Origin of the sequence: Pseudomonas sp. 3MA1, from assembly GCF_029237275.1 — a bacterium.
Taxonomy (GTDB): Bacteria; Pseudomonadota; Gammaproteobacteria; order Pseudomonadales; family Pseudomonadaceae; genus Aquipseudomonas; species Aquipseudomonas fluorescens_AP.
Window position 1 is genome coordinate 138,017 of record NZ_JAACFX010000011.1, and the last position, 15,174, is coordinate 153,190.

At 60.2% G+C, this 15,174-nt stretch carries 15 protein-coding genes and 1 other RNA gene; 4 read left to right on the top strand and 12 right to left on the bottom strand.

Translation table 11 applies throughout. The features are described 5' to 3' along the window. Positions 1 to 2: 2 nt before the first annotated feature. The 10 genes from murD to rsmI all read right to left on the bottom strand — a co-directional run bounded on the left by murD (position 3) and on the right by rsmI (position 10,274). On the bottom strand, positions 3 to 1,349 hold the full coding sequence (gene murD, locus GWQ44_RS25430; protein WP_275928526.1) for a UDP-N-acetylmuramoyl-L-alanine--D-glutamate ligase: 1,347 nt from the start codon (positions 1,347 to 1,349) through the stop codon (positions 3 to 5). Positions 1,350 to 1,354: 5 nt separating this feature from the next. Beyond that, positions 1,355 to 2,437 carry a phospho-N-acetylmuramoyl-pentapeptide-transferase gene (mraY, locus tag GWQ44_RS25435; RefSeq protein WP_016966661.1) on the bottom strand — a complete coding sequence of 361 codons (1,083 nt, stop codon included), beginning with the start codon at positions 2,435 to 2,437 and terminating at the stop codon, positions 1,355 to 1,357. Next, positions 2,437 to 3,804, bottom strand: a complete 1,368-nt coding sequence (gene murF, locus GWQ44_RS25440; protein WP_016966660.1) for a UDP-N-acetylmuramoyl-tripeptide--D-alanyl-D-alanine ligase — start codon at positions 3,802 to 3,804, stop codon at positions 2,437 to 2,439. The genes mraY and murF overlap by 1 nt, the downstream gene beginning before the upstream one ends. Continuing rightward, positions 3,797 to 5,260 (bottom strand): UDP-N-acetylmuramoyl-L-alanyl-D-glutamate--2,6-diaminopimelate ligase, encoded by a 1,464-nt coding sequence (locus tag GWQ44_RS25445; RefSeq protein ID WP_179599905.1) that lies wholly within the window; start codon positions 5,258 to 5,260, stop codon positions 3,797 to 3,799. Before GWQ44_RS25445 ends, murF begins: the two co-directional genes overlap by 8 nt. Beyond that, the gene (locus GWQ44_RS25450) at positions 5,260 to 6,999 is read right to left on the bottom strand and encodes a penicillin-binding protein 2 (RefSeq protein WP_016966658.1); all 1,740 of its coding nucleotides are present in this window, start codon (positions 6,997 to 6,999) and stop codon (positions 5,260 to 5,262) included. Before GWQ44_RS25450 ends, GWQ44_RS25445 begins: the two co-directional genes overlap by 1 nt. Beyond that, positions 6,996 to 7,289: a cell division protein FtsL gene (ftsL, locus tag GWQ44_RS25455; protein WP_016966657.1), complete on the bottom strand. Its 294-nt coding sequence runs from the start codon at positions 7,287 to 7,289 to the stop codon at positions 6,996 to 6,998. Before ftsL ends, GWQ44_RS25450 begins: the two co-directional genes overlap by 4 nt. Continuing rightward, complete coding sequence (rsmH, locus tag GWQ44_RS25460; protein ID WP_275928531.1) at positions 7,286 to 8,227, bottom strand: 16S rRNA (cytosine(1402)-N(4))-methyltransferase RsmH; 942 nt, start codon at positions 8,225 to 8,227, stop codon at positions 7,286 to 7,288. The genes ftsL and rsmH overlap by 4 nt, the downstream gene beginning before the upstream one ends. A gap of 2 nt (positions 8,228 to 8,229) precedes the next feature. Further along, positions 8,230 to 8,685, bottom strand: a complete 456-nt coding sequence (gene mraZ / locus GWQ44_RS25465; RefSeq protein ID WP_011063319.1) for a division/cell wall cluster transcriptional repressor MraZ — start codon at positions 8,683 to 8,685, stop codon at positions 8,230 to 8,232. A 308-nt stretch (positions 8,686 to 8,993) separates the two neighbouring features. Continuing rightward, positions 8,994 to 9,347, bottom strand: an RNA gene (gene rnpB / locus GWQ44_RS25470) — RNase P RNA component class A. 72 nt (positions 9,348 to 9,419) lie between these two features. Further along, entirely contained in the window at positions 9,420 to 10,274 is an 855-nt protein-coding gene (gene rsmI / locus GWQ44_RS25475) for a 16S rRNA (cytidine(1402)-2'-O)-methyltransferase (RefSeq protein WP_275928532.1), read from the bottom strand. A gap of 237 nt (positions 10,275 to 10,511) precedes the next feature. Between rsmI and GWQ44_RS25480 the strand changes: the two genes are divergently transcribed. The 4 genes from GWQ44_RS25480 (at position 10,512) to GWQ44_RS25495 (ending at position 13,970) form a co-directional block, all read left to right on the top strand. Beyond that, entirely contained in the window at positions 10,512 to 12,326 is a 1,815-nt protein-coding gene (locus GWQ44_RS25480) for a penicillin-binding protein activator (RefSeq protein ID WP_275928527.1), read from the top strand. Next, a complete protein-coding gene (locus tag GWQ44_RS25485) occupies positions 12,326 to 12,697 on the top strand; it encodes a YraN family protein (RefSeq protein WP_060844575.1) in 372 nt (123 codons plus the stop codon). The genes GWQ44_RS25480 and GWQ44_RS25485 overlap by 1 nt, the downstream gene beginning before the upstream one ends. Positions 12,698 to 12,801: 104 nt before the next feature. Then, a complete protein-coding gene (locus GWQ44_RS25490; protein ID WP_007928463.1) occupies positions 12,802 to 13,395 on the top strand; it encodes a phosphoheptose isomerase in 594 nt (197 codons plus the stop codon). Next, a complete protein-coding gene (locus tag GWQ44_RS25495) occupies positions 13,392 to 13,970 on the top strand; it encodes a BON domain-containing protein (protein ID WP_016966669.1) in 579 nt (192 codons plus the stop codon). Before GWQ44_RS25490 ends, GWQ44_RS25495 begins: the two co-directional genes overlap by 4 nt. A gap of 53 nt (positions 13,971 to 14,023) precedes the next feature. On the opposite strand, the gene GWQ44_RS25500 is transcribed toward GWQ44_RS25495, so the two are convergent. Beyond that, positions 14,024 to 14,437 carry a ClpXP protease specificity-enhancing factor gene (locus tag GWQ44_RS25500; protein WP_016966670.1) on the bottom strand — a complete coding sequence of 138 codons (414 nt, stop codon included), beginning with the start codon at positions 14,435 to 14,437 and terminating at the stop codon, positions 14,024 to 14,026. Positions 14,438 to 14,453: 16 nt separating this feature from the next. Then, positions 14,454 to 15,071 carry a glutathione S-transferase N-terminal domain-containing protein gene (locus tag GWQ44_RS25505; protein ID WP_103740510.1) on the bottom strand — a complete coding sequence of 206 codons (618 nt, stop codon included), beginning with the start codon at positions 15,069 to 15,071 and terminating at the stop codon, positions 14,454 to 14,456. Positions 15,072 to 15,174 lie beyond the last annotated feature (103 nt).

Consider the following 15,174-nt stretch of genomic DNA (forward strand, 5'->3'; position numbering starts at 1 on the left):
GTTCATGCCAGCTCCTCCACGACACGGACGAACTGCTGACCACGGTCTTCGTAATTCTTGAACATGTCGAAACTGGCGCAGGCGGGCGACAACAGCACCACGTCGCCAGGCTGTGCGACGGCGCGGCATTGCGCTACCGCCTCGACCAGCGAACTGGCGCGAATCAGCGGCACGGCATCACCGATAGCGGCGCCGATCTTGTCGGAGTCGCGGCCCATCAGGATCACGGCGCGGCAGTTGGCCGCCACCGGATCACGCAGGTCCTTGAACTCGGCGCCCTTGCCGTCCCCGCCGGCAATCAGCACGATCTTGCCGTCGATGTCGGCGCCCAGGCCTTCGATGGCGGCCAATGCGGCGCCGACGTTGGTGGCCTTGGAGTCGTTGTAATAACCCACGCCGTCCACATCCCGCACCCACTGGCAACGGTGTTCAAGGCCGGCGAAAGCGCGCAGGGCCGACAGCATGGCGTCGAACGGCAAGCCAACCGCATGCCCCAGGGCCAGGGCCGCGAGGGCGTTGGACTGGTTGTGGGCGCCGCGGATCTTCAGTTCGCGCACCGGCAGCAGATTCTGGAATTCAAAGGCCAGGTACTTCTCGCCATTCTCTTCCCGCAGGCCGAAGCCCTTGAAGTCCGGCTTGCCCAGGCCGAAGCTCCAGCACGGCAGGTTCTCGCTCAGCAACGGCCGGGTCAGGGCGTCCTGACGATTGACCACCACTTGCCGCGCGCCCCGGAAGATCCGGTGCTTGGCCAGGTGATAGGCCGGCAGGCCGCTGTAGCGGTCCATATGGTCTTCGCTGATGTTCAGCACAGTAGCCACTTCGGCGCCCAGCTGATCGGTGGTTTCCAGCTGGAAGCTGGACAGTTCCATCACGTACAGCTCGACGTCGTCGCTGAGCAGATCCAGGGCCGGAGTGCCCAGGTTGCCGCCCACAGCAACACGTTTGCCTGCCGCGGCGGCCATCTCGCCCACCAGAGTGGTCACGGTGCTTTTCGCGTTGGAGCCGCTGATGGCCACGATCGGCGCCTTCGCGTTACGCGCGAACAGCTCGATGTCGCCGGACAATTTCACGCCACGGGCAGCCGCGGCCTGCAGGGCCGGAGTCGCCAGGGCCAGACCGGGGCTCACGTAGAGCTCGTCGGCGCGGCACAGGAAATCGAAATCCAGCTCGCCACAACGCACTTCCACCTGGGGATAGTCACGACGCAACGTGGCCAGCTCAGGTGGATTTTCCCGCGTATCGGCCACCGCAAAAGCAACGCCCCGGCGCGCCAGAAAGCGAACCAGGGACATGCCGCTCTTGCCGAGGCCGACAACGATGCGGAAGTGGTCAGAAGCGATCAGAGACACTCGTTCTACCTCAGCTTCAGGGTGGCAAGGCCGATCAACACGAGGATCACGGTGATGATCCAGAAACGGACGATCACGCGAGGCTCGGGCCAGCCCTTGAGTTCAAAGTGGTGGTGGATCGGTGCCATGCGAAATACCCGGCGACCGGTCAATTTGAAGGAGGCAACCTGGATCACCACCGACAGGGTCTCCATCACGAACACGCCGCCCATGATGAACAGGACGATTTCCTGACGGACGATCACCGCAATGGTGCCCAGGGCCGCGCCCAGCGCCAGTGCGCCGACGTCGCCCATGAAGACTTGTGCCGGATAGGTGTTGAACCACAGGAAGCCCAGGCCGGCACCGATCAGCGCGCCGCAGAAGACAATCAGTTCCCCAGCACCCGGCACATAGGGAATCAGAAGGTATTCGGCGAACTTCACGTTACCCGACAGGTAGCAGAAGATCCCCAGCGCGCCACCGACCATCACGGTCGGCATGATCGCCAGGCCGTCGAGGCCGTCGGTCAGGTTGACGGCGTTACTCGAACCGACGATGACGAAGTAGGTCAGGACCACGAAACCGACACCCAAAGGAATGCTCACATCCTTGAGCATCGGGATCAGCAGGGTGGTTTCCACCGGGCTCTGGGCGGTCATATAAAGGAAGATCGCAGCACCAAGACCGAACACCGATTGCCAGAAATACTTCCAGCGACTAGGCAGGCCACGGGAGTTCTTCTCGATCACCTTGCGGTAGTCATCCACCCAGCCGATGGCGCCAAACGCCAGGGTCACCACCAGCACCACCCACACATAGTGGTTGCGCAGGTCGGCCCAGAGCAGGGTGCTGATGCCGATCGCGGAAAGGATCAGCGCGCCACCCATGGTCGGTGTACCCGATTTGGACAGGTGGGACTGTGGGCCGTCGTTACGCACGGCCTGGCCAATCTGCCGGTTTTGCAGAGTACGGATCATCCACGGACCCAGGCACAGCGCCAAAGACAGCGCAGTCAGTACCCCGAGAATCCCGCGCAGGGTCAGGTACTGAAAGACCGCGAAGCCTTTGTAGAACTGTTGCAGGTACTCCGCTAGCAGCAGCAGCATCAATGTTTCTCCGTACTGGAACCGCACAAAGCCGCGACGATGTTTTCCATCACCGCGCTGCGCGATCCCTTGATCAAAATGGTGGTATTGGGGTCTTGCTCGACGTTCAGGGCGGCAATCAGGTCAGCCTGGCTGGCGAAGTGACGCGCATGCTCGCCAAAGGCGGCGACGGCATGCGCCATCATCGGGCCTACGGCGTAGAGGGCCGAAACCTTGCCAGCGGCATATGCACCTACTTCGCGGTGCCCCTGCTCCGCCCACTCGCCCAACTCGCCGATGTCTCCGAGCACCAGGACGGTGCGGCCGGAAAAGCCGGCGAGTATATCAACGGCGGCACACATTGAGGTGGGGTTCGCGTTGTAAGTGTCATCGATCACCCGCATGCCATTCTTGGCCAGCTGGGCGACGGTACGGCCCTTGACCGGTTGCACTGCATTCAAGCCAGTGGCAATGCCGAACAACGACACACCCATGGCATGGGCGGCCGCAGCGGCGGCCAGGGCGTTGGCCACGTTATGGGTGCCCAACAGGTTCAATTGCACCGTCTCCACGCCCTTGGGGCTATGCAATTTGAAGGACGGGCAGCCTCGGGCATCGCGTCCTATATCAGAGGCATGGAAATCCGCAGCGCTATTGTTCAGGGCAAAGCTCAGAACTTGTCGCCCGGCAGCGCGAGCCTTCCAGATCGAAAATGCCTTGTCATCCAGGTTGAGGACAGCGATCCCGGTGCTATCAAGTCCCTCGAGAATTTCGCCCTTGGCCTCGACAATCTTCTCCGGACCACCGAACTCACCGACGTGAGCAGTACCGGCATTGTTGATAATCGCCACATGGGGACGAGTCATCGCCACGGTGTAGGCGATTTCACCAATACGCGACGCGCCAAGCTCGATCACCGCAGCGCTGTGCTCGGGAGCCAGTTCCAGCAGGGTCAGGGGGGCACCCAGGTCATTATTGAGATTGCCTCGGGTGGCCAACACCGGACCGCGAGTACGCAGGATGCTGGCCAGCATTTCCTTGACCGTCGTCTTGCCGCTGGAACCGGTCACCGCGGCCACCGGCCGGGTAAAGGCACCACGATTCAGAGCACCCAGTTGTCCCAGCGCCAGGCGCGTGTCCTTGACCAGCAACTGCGGCAGGGTGCTGTCGGGAACTTCACGCTCGACCAACGCGGCTACCGCGCCCTTGGCGGCTACTTCATTCAAGTAGTCGTGGCCGTCGAAACGCGGGCCGGTCAAGGCCACGAACAGTTGCCCGGCCTGAATGGCCCGGCTATCAATACTGACGCCATTAAAACGCGCGTCGCCCGCGATCAAGCGGGCGTCCAGCGGGGCCATGACTTCACTGAGCTGCAGGGGTTTAAGCATGTGCCACCTCCCATGCGGTCAGAGCCTTGTCGGCTTCGGCAAGATCGGAGAAATCATGGCGCTGGCCATTGATCTCCTGATAATCCTCATGCCCCTTGCCCGCTAGCAGCACCACATCGTCTGCGGCAGCGTCAGCGATCAGACGGGCGATGGCCAGGCCGCGACCGGGGACAAAGTCGACTTTGTCGACGGCGCTGAAGCCGACACGGATGTCATCGAAGATCTGTGCTGGGTCTTCGCTGCGCGGATTGTCATCGGTGACCAGCACGCCGTCGGCCAGGCGCTCGACCACTTCGGCCATCAACGGACGCTTGCCGCGGTCGCGGTCGCCCCCACAGCCGAACAGGCACAGCAGGCGACCCTTGGCGTGAGGACGCAGGGCCAGCAGTACTTTTTCCAGGGCATCCGGGGTATGGGCGTAATCCACCACCACCAACGGTTGGTTGCCTCCGCCCAGGCGCTGCATGCGTCCGACGGGGCCTTCCAGCTTGGGCAACACGGCGAGGATTTCATCCAGGGCATACTCCAGGCCCAGCAAAGCGCCGACCGCGGCCAGCACATTGCTCAGGTTGAAGCGCCCGAGCAGCGAGCTGCGCAGGTGGTGTTCACCCTGTGGAGTCACCAGTGTTGCGCGCACGCCGTCATCGTCAAAGTTCGCTTCACGGCAGTACAGATAAGCAGAGGCATCCTCAAGGCTGTAGGTAATCAACCGCGATTCGTGCTTGTCGGCAGCCAGTTGCCGGCCGAACTCGTCGTCGAGATTGATCACCCGGCAACGCAGGTCGGTCCAATTGAACAGCTTGGCCTTGGCTGCGCCATAGGCCTGCATGGTTCCGTGATAGTCCAGATGATCTCGGGACAGATTGGTCAGCACTGCTACATCGAACGCCAGGGCTGCCACACGTCCTTGATCCAGGCCATGGGACGAGACTTCCATCGCCACGGCTTTGGCACCGGCATTCTTCAGGTCAGCCAGGGTTGCCTGCACGGCGATAGGGTTCGGCGTGGTGTGCAAACCGCTTTCCAGCGCGCCGTAGAATCCTGTGCCCAAGGTGCCCACCAGGCCGCAACGCTGACCCAGCAGGTCCAGCGCCTGAGCCACCAACTGGGTGACGCTGGTCTTGCCGTTGGTACCGGTCACGCCCACCAGGTTCAACTGGCGGCTCGGATCACCGTAAAAACGTCCGGCAATGTCCGACAGCTGCGCTGCCAGGCCCTTGACCGGAATCAGCGGCACATCGGTCAGCGGCAAAACGGTTGCCCCTTCAGCCTCATAGGCCACAGCCGCAGCACCGCGCTGCAAGGCATCGGCAATGTGCGCCCGGCCATCGAACTTGGCGCCGGGCACGGCCAGAAACAGATCACCAGCGCGCACGTTGCGGCTGTCCAGGGTCAGCTCACGGATCAGCAGATCGCGACCAGCGTGGGCAAAAATCTTGTTCAGGCTAAGAGGCATTAGCCGCGCCCTCCATTGGCTCGTACTGGGGTGACAGGAGCCGCGTTGGCCTGTTGTGTGGTCGGCAGGTTATCCGGAGTGATGTTCATCAAACGCAGGGTGCCGGACATCACTTTGCTGAACACCGGTGCCGATACCAGACCACCGAAGTAGCCGGCCTTGCTCGGTTCGTCGATCACCACCACGATGGCGTAGCGCGGATCGCTCATCGGGCCAAAGCCGGCAAACAGCGAGCGATAGGAGTTCTCGGCGTAGCCCTTGGTGCCCACCGAAGTCTTGCGCGCAGTACCACTCTTGCCGGCCACGTGATAAGCCGGGACCTGGGCACGGAACACACCACGCGGCGCCTCGATCACCTGCTGCAGCATGCCCTGCATGGTTTTGGCGACGTTTTCCGGAATCACCTGGGTGGTTTGCGGCGCTTTGTCGGATTTGATCAGGGTCAAGGGAGCAATACGCCCATTGTTGGCCAATGCGGAGAACGCATGGACCAACTGGATCGCCGTCACGGAAATGCCGTAGCCATAGGACAGAGTCGCGGTCTCGGCCTTGCGCCACTCCCGGTAGTTGGGCAGGTTGCCGACCCGCTCACCAGGAAAGCCCAGCCCAGTGTCCTGACCCAGACCGATTTTCTGCGCCAGGCGGAAAATAGTCTCGCCGCCAATGTCGAAGGCGATCTTGCTCATGCCCACGTTACTGGAATTGATCAGAATCCCGGTCAGGTCGAGTACCGGCCCTTCGGTCTTGGATACGTCACGAATGGTGTACTTGCCCAACTGCAGGGTGCCCGGATAAACCTCGACGGTATCGCTGGGCTTCCAGCGCCCGGTTTCCAGCGCCGCGCTCATGGAGATCGCCTTCATGGTCGAGCCGGGCTCGAACACGTCGATCATCGCGCGATTGCGCATCATTGCCGGCTGCAGGTTGCGACGGTTGTTCGGGTTATAGGTCGGCTGGTTGACCATGGCGAGGATCTCGCCCGTCTTCACGTCCATGATCACCAGGCTGCCGGCCTTGGCACCGTTCTCGACGATGGCATTGCGCAACTCACGGTTGGCCAGATACTGCAGGCGCAGGTCAATCGACAACGCCAAGGGCTTGCCGGCCTTGGCGTTCTTGGTGACCTGGACGTCCTTGATCAATCTGCCGCGCCGGTCCTTGATCACCTGGCGCTTGCCAGGAACACCGGCGAGCCATTCGTCATAGGCCAGCTCGACGCCTTCGCGCCCGCGATCGTCAATGTCGGTGAAGCCCACCATGTGCGCAGTCACTTCGCCGGCGGGATAGAAACGGCGGAACTCCTCGATGCCATAGACACCCGGCACCTTGAGGTCGAGCACAGCCTGTCCCTGCTCCGGAGTGAGCCCCCGGACCAGGTAGATGAATTCTTTATTGGCCTGGGCTTCGAGACGCTCGGCCAGCGCCTTGGGGTCCTGACCGAGGGCCATGGCCAATGCTGGCCAACGATCCTTGGCCACCTGCATTTCCTTGGCGTTGGCCCACAGGGTAGTCACTGGCGTACTCACCGCCAGAGGCTCGCCATTGCGATCGGTGATCAGGCCACGGTGCGCGGGAATAGGGATATGACGAACGCTGCGGGCGTCGCCCTGCCCTTTAAGGAAGTCACGATCGACCACCTGCAGATCGATGATGCGCCAGCCAATCGCCGACACCATGACCGCCAGCAAGCCCAGCACCACGCGAAAACGCCAGGGATAGAGCGCGCCTTCAAGCTTCATGGCGCCACCATTCGAACTTCGGCCGCACCCGGAATGTGCATCTTCAACTGTTCGGTGGCCAGTACTTCAATCCGGCTATGCGCGGTCCAGGTGCTTTGCTCAAGGATCAACCGGCCCCATTCAGCCTGGGCTTTGTCGCGCACGCTCAGCTCGCCGTACAGCGTATTGAGCAGCAAACGGTTCCAGTGGGCGCTGTAGGAAACCGCGATCGCGGACACCAGCACCCCTACGAATAGCAGCAGCATGAAAAAGCTTCCGCCTGGAAGCGGCTTGGCGAAGAGCTTGCTCACCGAAGCTTCTCCGCAACACGCATGACAGCACTACGAGCACGCGGGTTGGCCCTGAGTTCGGCCTCGGAGGCGAACTGCGCTTTGCCATGGACCTTGATTTTCGGCACGAAGGCTTCGAAGCGCACCGGCAGGTTACGCGGCAGATTGTCAGACTCGCCTTTTACCAGACGACGCATGAACAATTTGACGATGCGATCTTCCAGGGAATGGAAACTGATGACCACCAGACGGCCACCGACTTCCAGGGCGTCCAACGCGGCTTCCAGGCCCGCCTCCAGATCACCCAGCTCGTTGTTCACATGAATGCGCAAGCCCTGGAAGGCCCGGGTCGCCGGATTCTTGCCCTTTTCCCAGGCCGGGTTGGCGACCTTGAGCACTTCAGCCAGGTCGGCAGTGCGTTCGAAAGGCTGGATCTCACGACGCTCGACCACTGCCCGCGCCATACGACCGGAGAAGCGCTCCTCGCCGTACTCCTTGAATACGCGGGCAATTTCCTCCACTGGCGCGGTGGCGATGAACTCAGCGGCGCTGATGCCGCGAGTCGGGTCCATACGCATGTCCAGGGGGCCGTCATTGAGAAAACTGAAGCCACGCTCAGGATCGTCCAGTTGAGGTGACGACACGCCCAAATCGAGCAGTACGCCACTGACTTTTCCGGCCAGTCCGCGCTCGGCGACTTCCGAACCCAGCTCGGCAAAACTGCGCTGCACAACGACAAAGCGGCCGTCTTCGGCCGCTAGCGCTTGCCCGGTGGCAATCGCTTGGGGGTCTTTGTCGAATCCGAGGAGCCGGCCCTGAGCGCCGAGCTTGCTGAGAATCAGCCGGCTATGCCCGCCACGACCGAAGGTGCCATCCAGATAGCAGCCATCAGGCCGCACGGCGAGAGCCTCGACGGCTTCGTCAAGCAGCACGGTGATGTGGTTAAAGCCGCTATCAATAGTCACAGGATCAAATCACGCAGTTCATCAGGCATGGCGCCCGGTTGTTGAATAGCCGCCAGGTCCGCTGCGGAAACAGCATTCCAGGCATCCTCGTCCCACAGTTGGAACTTGTTCAGTTGGCCCACCAACATTGCGCGTTTATCCAACTTGGCATATTCACGCAGGCGCGGCGGTACCAGAAAACGACCACTGCCATCGAGCTCAAGATCGACGGCATTACCAATCAGCAAACGCTGCAAACGACGGTTCTCTTCGCGTAGCGAAGGCAGTGCGCGCAGTTTGGTTTCTATCAGCTCCCACTCATCGAGAGGGTAAACACACAAACAAGGATCAACAGCATCGATCGTGACGATTAACTGCCCAGAACTTCGCGAAACGAGCTCGTCACGATACCGGCTCGGCATGGCGAGACGGCCTTTTGCATCGAGACTAATAGCGTTAGCTCCGCGAAACACGTCAGCGTTTCTCCAAATTTTAGCGTTTTGCGCTCATAAAACCCACTTCATGCCACTTTCCGCCACTTGCGCACACTATAGGAATGCGCCCACACCACCGTCAAGGCGCGCGGCGACGGAAAAGCCTTATAGAACGGAGATTTAGGACACTAAGAGGAGAGGTAACGAGAATTCGAGGGGCATTCCAGAGCATCAACTTCAAACAGCTCAATAAGCTGCACAACGAAGTTAAAGTGATTTATTAAGAGTAAGATTTTTTCGGTATTACAAAAACGCTTCTGCTATTGATTCAAGCAGGGAGGGAAAAGGTGGAGAGTCGATCTGTAAGCCGGGTTCTGTCGAGGACAGTCATTCCTCTACGATGGCCATCACTGGACATCTTTAGCAACCTACCCGGTTCCAGCGCGGGCCACGCCTTGGAACCCTATTTGGTCTTGCTCCGAGTGGGGTTTACCTAGCCACGAACTGTTACCAGACGTGCGGTGCGCTCTTACCGCACCTTTTCACCCTTACCGGCACCGAAGTGCTTAGGCGGTTATTTTCTGTGGCACTTTCCGTAGGCTCACGCCCCCCAGGCATTACCTGGCACTCCGCCCTATGGAGCCCGGACTTTCCTCCCCCCTCTAATTTTCATAGAGGGCAGCGACTGTCCAATCGACTCTCCGCCGCGCAGGTTAACGGCAGAGCGGCCCGAGAACAAGCGCTAAAAGCCATTGGCCACCCAGGCGTGCCATTTATTGCTCTTTCTGCTTATTCAAGGCGACCTGATACAACACGTTCTTGCGCTCACCAGTGATCTCGGCCGCCAGCGCCGCCGCCCTCTTGAGAGGCATTTCCTTGAGTAACAGATCAAGCACGCGCATCGACTCACTGCTGATCGCCTCATCACCTTCCGGCGCCGTCCATCCCGCAACCAGCACGACGCACTCGCCACGCTGCTGATTGCTGTCGGACTCAACGAACTGGCGCAACTCAGAAAGCGGCAAGCCCTTGAGAGTCTCGAAAGTCTTGGTCAGCTCCCGAGCCAGCAACGCAGGCCGATCGCCACCAAATATCGCCTCCATATCCTGCAGACACTCAAGAATCCGATGCGGAGCCTCATAGAAAATCAACGTACGCGGCTCTTCCTTGACCGACTCCAGGCGCCCACGACGCCCAACCGCCTTGGCCGGTAGAAAACCTTCGAAGATGAACCGGTCCGATGGCAGGCCGGCCGCCGACAATGCAGCGACCAAAGCACAGGCTCCCGGCACAGGAACCACATTGATACCTGCTGCTCGCGCCTGACGCACCAAGTGATAACCCGGATCGGAAATCAGCGGCGTGCCCGCATCGGAGATCAACGCAACATCATCTCCGGCGAGTAAACGGGTGATGAAACGACTGCCCTCGTCACGCTCATTGTGCTCATGACAAGCCGCCAGGGGCGTAGCAATGCCGAAGTGCTGCATCAGGCGCTGAGAGTGCCGGGTATCCTCGGCTGCAATGAGCGACACCTCACGCAACAACTTCAGAGCCCGGGCGCTGATATCGTCCAGGTTACCGATGGGCGTCGCCACCACATAAAGCGAGCCAGCAGCGGAATTCAAAGGACCCGGAACAGTCAAAGCGCACACCTCTTGATCGGCAAAAGCGCCATTGTAGCGCGTTGAAGCCCTCTCAATAGGCCCGACAATCGCTCAATACTCCGATCCTTTGCAGGCTTTTGTGCCGCTCAGCAACATTTGCACCAGCAAATTGGACGGTTTATCACCAGTAACATCGCGCCCCGGCCAGCGCTTGGGTACAATTCCACGCTCATTTGATCGAGTATCAGGAACACTTACATGATCGCTTGCCTGCGGCTGTTTCTCGCCCTCTGCCTGGCTACCCTTTTGGTGGCTTGCGCCAGCTCGCCCTCCTCCAGCCTTGGCGAACTTCCACGGACACCGGATGCCAGCATCGAGCAATTGCTCGAACAGGCCGCCACCAGCAAAAGCCCGGACAAAGCCGCCCTGCTGCGTCTGAGCGCGGCGGACATGGCGTATCGCCAAGGCAACGCCGGACGCGCCGGACAGATTCTGCAGCAAGTACCGCTGGATCAGCTCAAACCTGCCCAGCAAATCTTCGCCAGCACACTGTCCGCAGAGCTGGCCATGGTACGCAACCAGCCAAAAGCGGCTTTGACCGCCCTAAGCCATCCAAGCCTGCAGCACCTGAGCGAGCTGCCCGCCCCCCAGCAGATTCGTACCGGCACTGTTCATGCTCGCGCCCTTGAGGCCGACGGCCAGACATTGGCGGCCGCCAAGGAACGCATCTTTATTGCCCCCTTGCTCAAGGACGATGCCGCTGCAAAGAACCACGAGGCCATTTGGGCACTGATCGCCGCCCTACCGACCGACCAACTGCAGCCTGCGGGCAATGACGATCTGGCCGGATGGCTGAGCCTGGCCCTGGCAGTCAAGAGCGCCGGAACCCTGGAGCAACAACAGGCCGCCATTGATCAGTGGCGCGCACAGAATCCAAAACACCCTGCCGCTCTCCAATTGCCGCAACCGCTGATCAAACTCAAAGAGTTGGCCAGCCAACCCGTGTCGAAAATCGCCCTGCTGCTGCCACAGGACGGCCCGCTGGCCTCCGTAGCCAAAGCCCTGCGCGAAGGCTTCATGGCGGCTCACTATCAAGCCCAGCAAGCCGGACAGAAACCACCCAGCATCGAGTTCTACGACAGCTCGCGCCTGAGTTCTCTGGATGATTTCTATCGCAAGGCCCAAGCCGCCGGCGTGCAACTGGTAGTCGGCCCACTGGAAAAACCCCTGGTCAAACAGCTGGCCGCGCGCCCGCAACTGCCGATTACCACCCTGGCACTGAATTACAGCGAGGGCGGTGAACAGGGCCCCGCGCAGCTGTTCCAGTTTGGCCTGGCAGCCGAAGACGAAGCCCGTGAAGTTTCTCGTCGCGCCCGCGCCGACGGCCTGCACCGCGCCGCCGCGCTGGTGCCCAAGGGTGAGTGGGGCGATCGCGTACTCAAGGCCTTCCGCCAGGATTGGGAAGCCAACGGTGGCAGCATGATTGGCATCGAACGCATCGATCAGCCCGTCGCCCTGGCACAGCAGATTGCCGACTTGTTCCAACTGCGCCAAAGCGAGGGTCGCGCCAAGAGCCTGCAAAGCACCGTAGGCACTCAAGTCGCCGCGCAACCAGCACGCCGCCAGGACATCGAGTTCATTTTCCTTGCTGCAACGCCACAGCAGGCACAACAGATCAAGCCGACCCTGAACTTCCAGTACGCCGGCGATGTTCCGGTGTACGCCACCTCCAACGTATTTAGCGCCAGCGGTGATCAGAACCAATACAACGACATGAACGGGGTAATGTTCTGTGAAACGCCCTGGCTGCTGGACGCCAACGGCCTTCTGCGGCGCCAGGTCACGGCACAATGGCCACAAGCCGGAGGCAGCCTAGGTCGCCTGTACGCCATGGGCGTCGATGCCTACCGTCTTGCACCACGCCTGGGCCAGCTCAAGGCCCTGCCTGACAGCCGGATCGAAGGTGAGTCCGGCAGCCTGGGCATGGCCGCAGGTCAGCGCATCGAGCGCCAGTTGCCATGGGCCAAGTTCGTCAACGGTCAGGTCACCCGCCTGCCCGATACGCCGCGCTGATGCTCCAAGGATCACGCCAGCAAAGCGGAAGAGATGCCGAAAGCCAAGCGCTCAGGCATCTCCAACAGCAAGGGCTGCGCCTGCTGGCGCAGAACTGGCTGTGCAAACGCGGCGAGCTTGATCTGGTCATGCTTGACGGCGATACAGTAGTATTCGTCGAAGTCCGCTACAGACAACACACGCAATGGGGTGGCGCTCTGGGCAGTATTGATGGGCGCAAGCGTCAGAAACTCATTCTTGCCGCGCAGATTTTTCTGCAAAAAGAATCACGCTGGTCCAACCACCCCTGCCGTTTCGATGTGGTCGCCATTGACGGCGCCCCAGGTGCAGAAGCCCGCCTGAACTGGCTGCGCAATGCCTTTGACAGCTGAAAGAAGCCATCAGGCAGCACCCATTTTCACTCAACTTTTTTGCTCTTTGCTTTGCGGGCTGCACATTCACGTGCCACCAAGCCGCGCTACTTAAGGTCACACAGATGGACATGCAATCCCGAATTCGCCAGCTTTTTCAGGCCAGTATCGACACCAAGCAACAGGCGATGGACGTACTTGCACCGCACATCGAGCAAGCCAGCCAAGTCATGGTCAACGCCCTGCTCAATGAGGGCAAAATGCTCTCCTGTGGCAACGGCGGTTCCGCGGGCGACGCCCAGCATTTTTCCTCCGAACTGCTCAACCGCTTCGAACGTGAACGCCCCAGCCTGCCAGCCATCGCCCTGACCACCGATAGCTCGACCATCACTTCGATCGCCAACGACTACAGCTATAACGAAGTCTTTTCCAAGCAGATCCGCGCCCTGGGACAACCCGGCGACGTGTTACTGGCGATTTCCACCAGCGGCAACTCGGCCAACATTATTCAAGCCATCCAGGCCGCACATGATCGAGAAATGATTGTCGTAGCATTGACCGGTCGCGATGGTGGAGGCATGGCTTCCCTGCTTTTGCCTGAAGATGTTGAAATTCGTGTACCGGCCAACGTCACCGCACGTATTCAAGAAGTCCACCTGCTGGCGATCCATTGCCTTTGCGACTTGATCGACAGCCAATTGTTCGGGAGTGAAGAATGACCCCTAATCGCCTTGGCCTCCTGGCCTTGACCTTGTGCCTCGGCATCACTGGTTGCAGCTCGGTGATTACCGCCACCCGCGACAAACCCATTGATGATGATCGTGGCACTCGCACCTTTGGCAGCAAGATCGACGACTCACTGATTGAAACCAAAGTCGCCGTCAACGTTGCCAAGGCCAACCCGGACCTGGAAAACAACTCGCACATCGTCGTCACCAGCTTCAACGGCATTGTCCTGCTGGCAGGCCAGACACCGCGCCCCGACCTCAAGGCAGCAGCCGAACAGGCTGCCAGCGAAGTGCAGCGAGTCAAGAAGGTACATAACGAACTGCAAGTACTGCCGCCCTCCGGCTTTCTGGCACGGCAGAACGATGGCTGGCTGACCACCAAGATCAAGACTCAGATGCTGACTGACGCCAGCATTCCCGGATCGCGGATCAAGGTTGTCACCGAGAATGGCATCGTCTACCTGCTGGGCCTGCTGACCCAACAGGAAGCCGCACAAGCCACCAGTCTGGTGCAGGGCGTCTCCGGCGTGCAAAAAATCGTCAAGCTGTTCGAATACATCGACTGACACAGCACTGCGTCAGGCACAAAAAAGGCGATCCATCCGGATCGCCTTTTTTATTACTTGACCACTTTCAAGCTGGGCCGACCGCTGGGGCGCGGCGGCTCACTGTCCGGTGGCGGCAAATCGTCATCCGGCTCGAGGTCATCCTCTTCATCCAGAGGCGATTCCAGATCAAAAACCATGCCTTGACCATTCTCACGCGCATAGATTCCGAGGATCGCCGATACCGGCACGTGCAAGCTATGGGGCACACCGCCGAAGCGCCCTTCAAAGGTCACGGCGTCGTTATCCATATGCAGATGACGTACGGCACTGGGAGAAATATTCAGGACAATTTGCCCATCACTGGCAAAACCCTGAGGCACCTGCACGGCCGGATAGTCGGAATTGACCAGCAGATGGGGGGTGCAATCGTTGTCCACAATCCACTCATAGAGCGCGCGGACCAAATAAGGTCGACTGGAGTTCATAGCGGCTCCTTAAGCCTCAGCGCATATCACGTTCGACACCAGACAGACTCGCCTGGAAAGCCTCGCGTGCAAATTGGCGGTCCATATAATCAAGCAGCGGCTTGGCCTGCCGCGGCAATTCGATACCCAGGATTGGCAATCTCCAGAGTATGGGCAGTAGGCAGCAGTCCACCAGACTTTGTTCCTCACTGAGGAAAAATGGCTTGTCAGCGAACAGCGGAGACACTCCGGTCAGACTTTCCCGCAATTCCTTACGCGCCTGCACCCGCGCCGCCTCCTTGGTCCGCGAATCCAGAATCAGGTCCACTTGCCCACACCAGTCACGCTGGATTCGGTGCATCAGCAAACGGCTGTTGGCACGCGCCACAGGGTAAACCGGCAACAGCGGCGGATGAGGATAACGCTCATCCAGGTACTCCATTACCACTGTCGATTCCCACAACGCCAGGTCACGATCAACCAGCGTTGGCAAGCTCCCGTAAGGATTCACTTCGATCAGCTTCGGCGGCTGACGTCCCGCCTCCACACTGATGATCTCGGCGCTGACACCCTTCTCCGCGAGCACAATGCGCACTCGGTGGGAATAGTGGTCGGCGGGGTCGGAGTAACAGGCCAACCGATTGGTCACGCCCATGGCGATCCTCCTCGCTTGTTGAAATTATCGGAAGCAGAAAAAACGAGCGCGCCCTCAGGGCGCCTCTGGTAACCCCCGAATGATACAGGGTTGTTACTGTTCA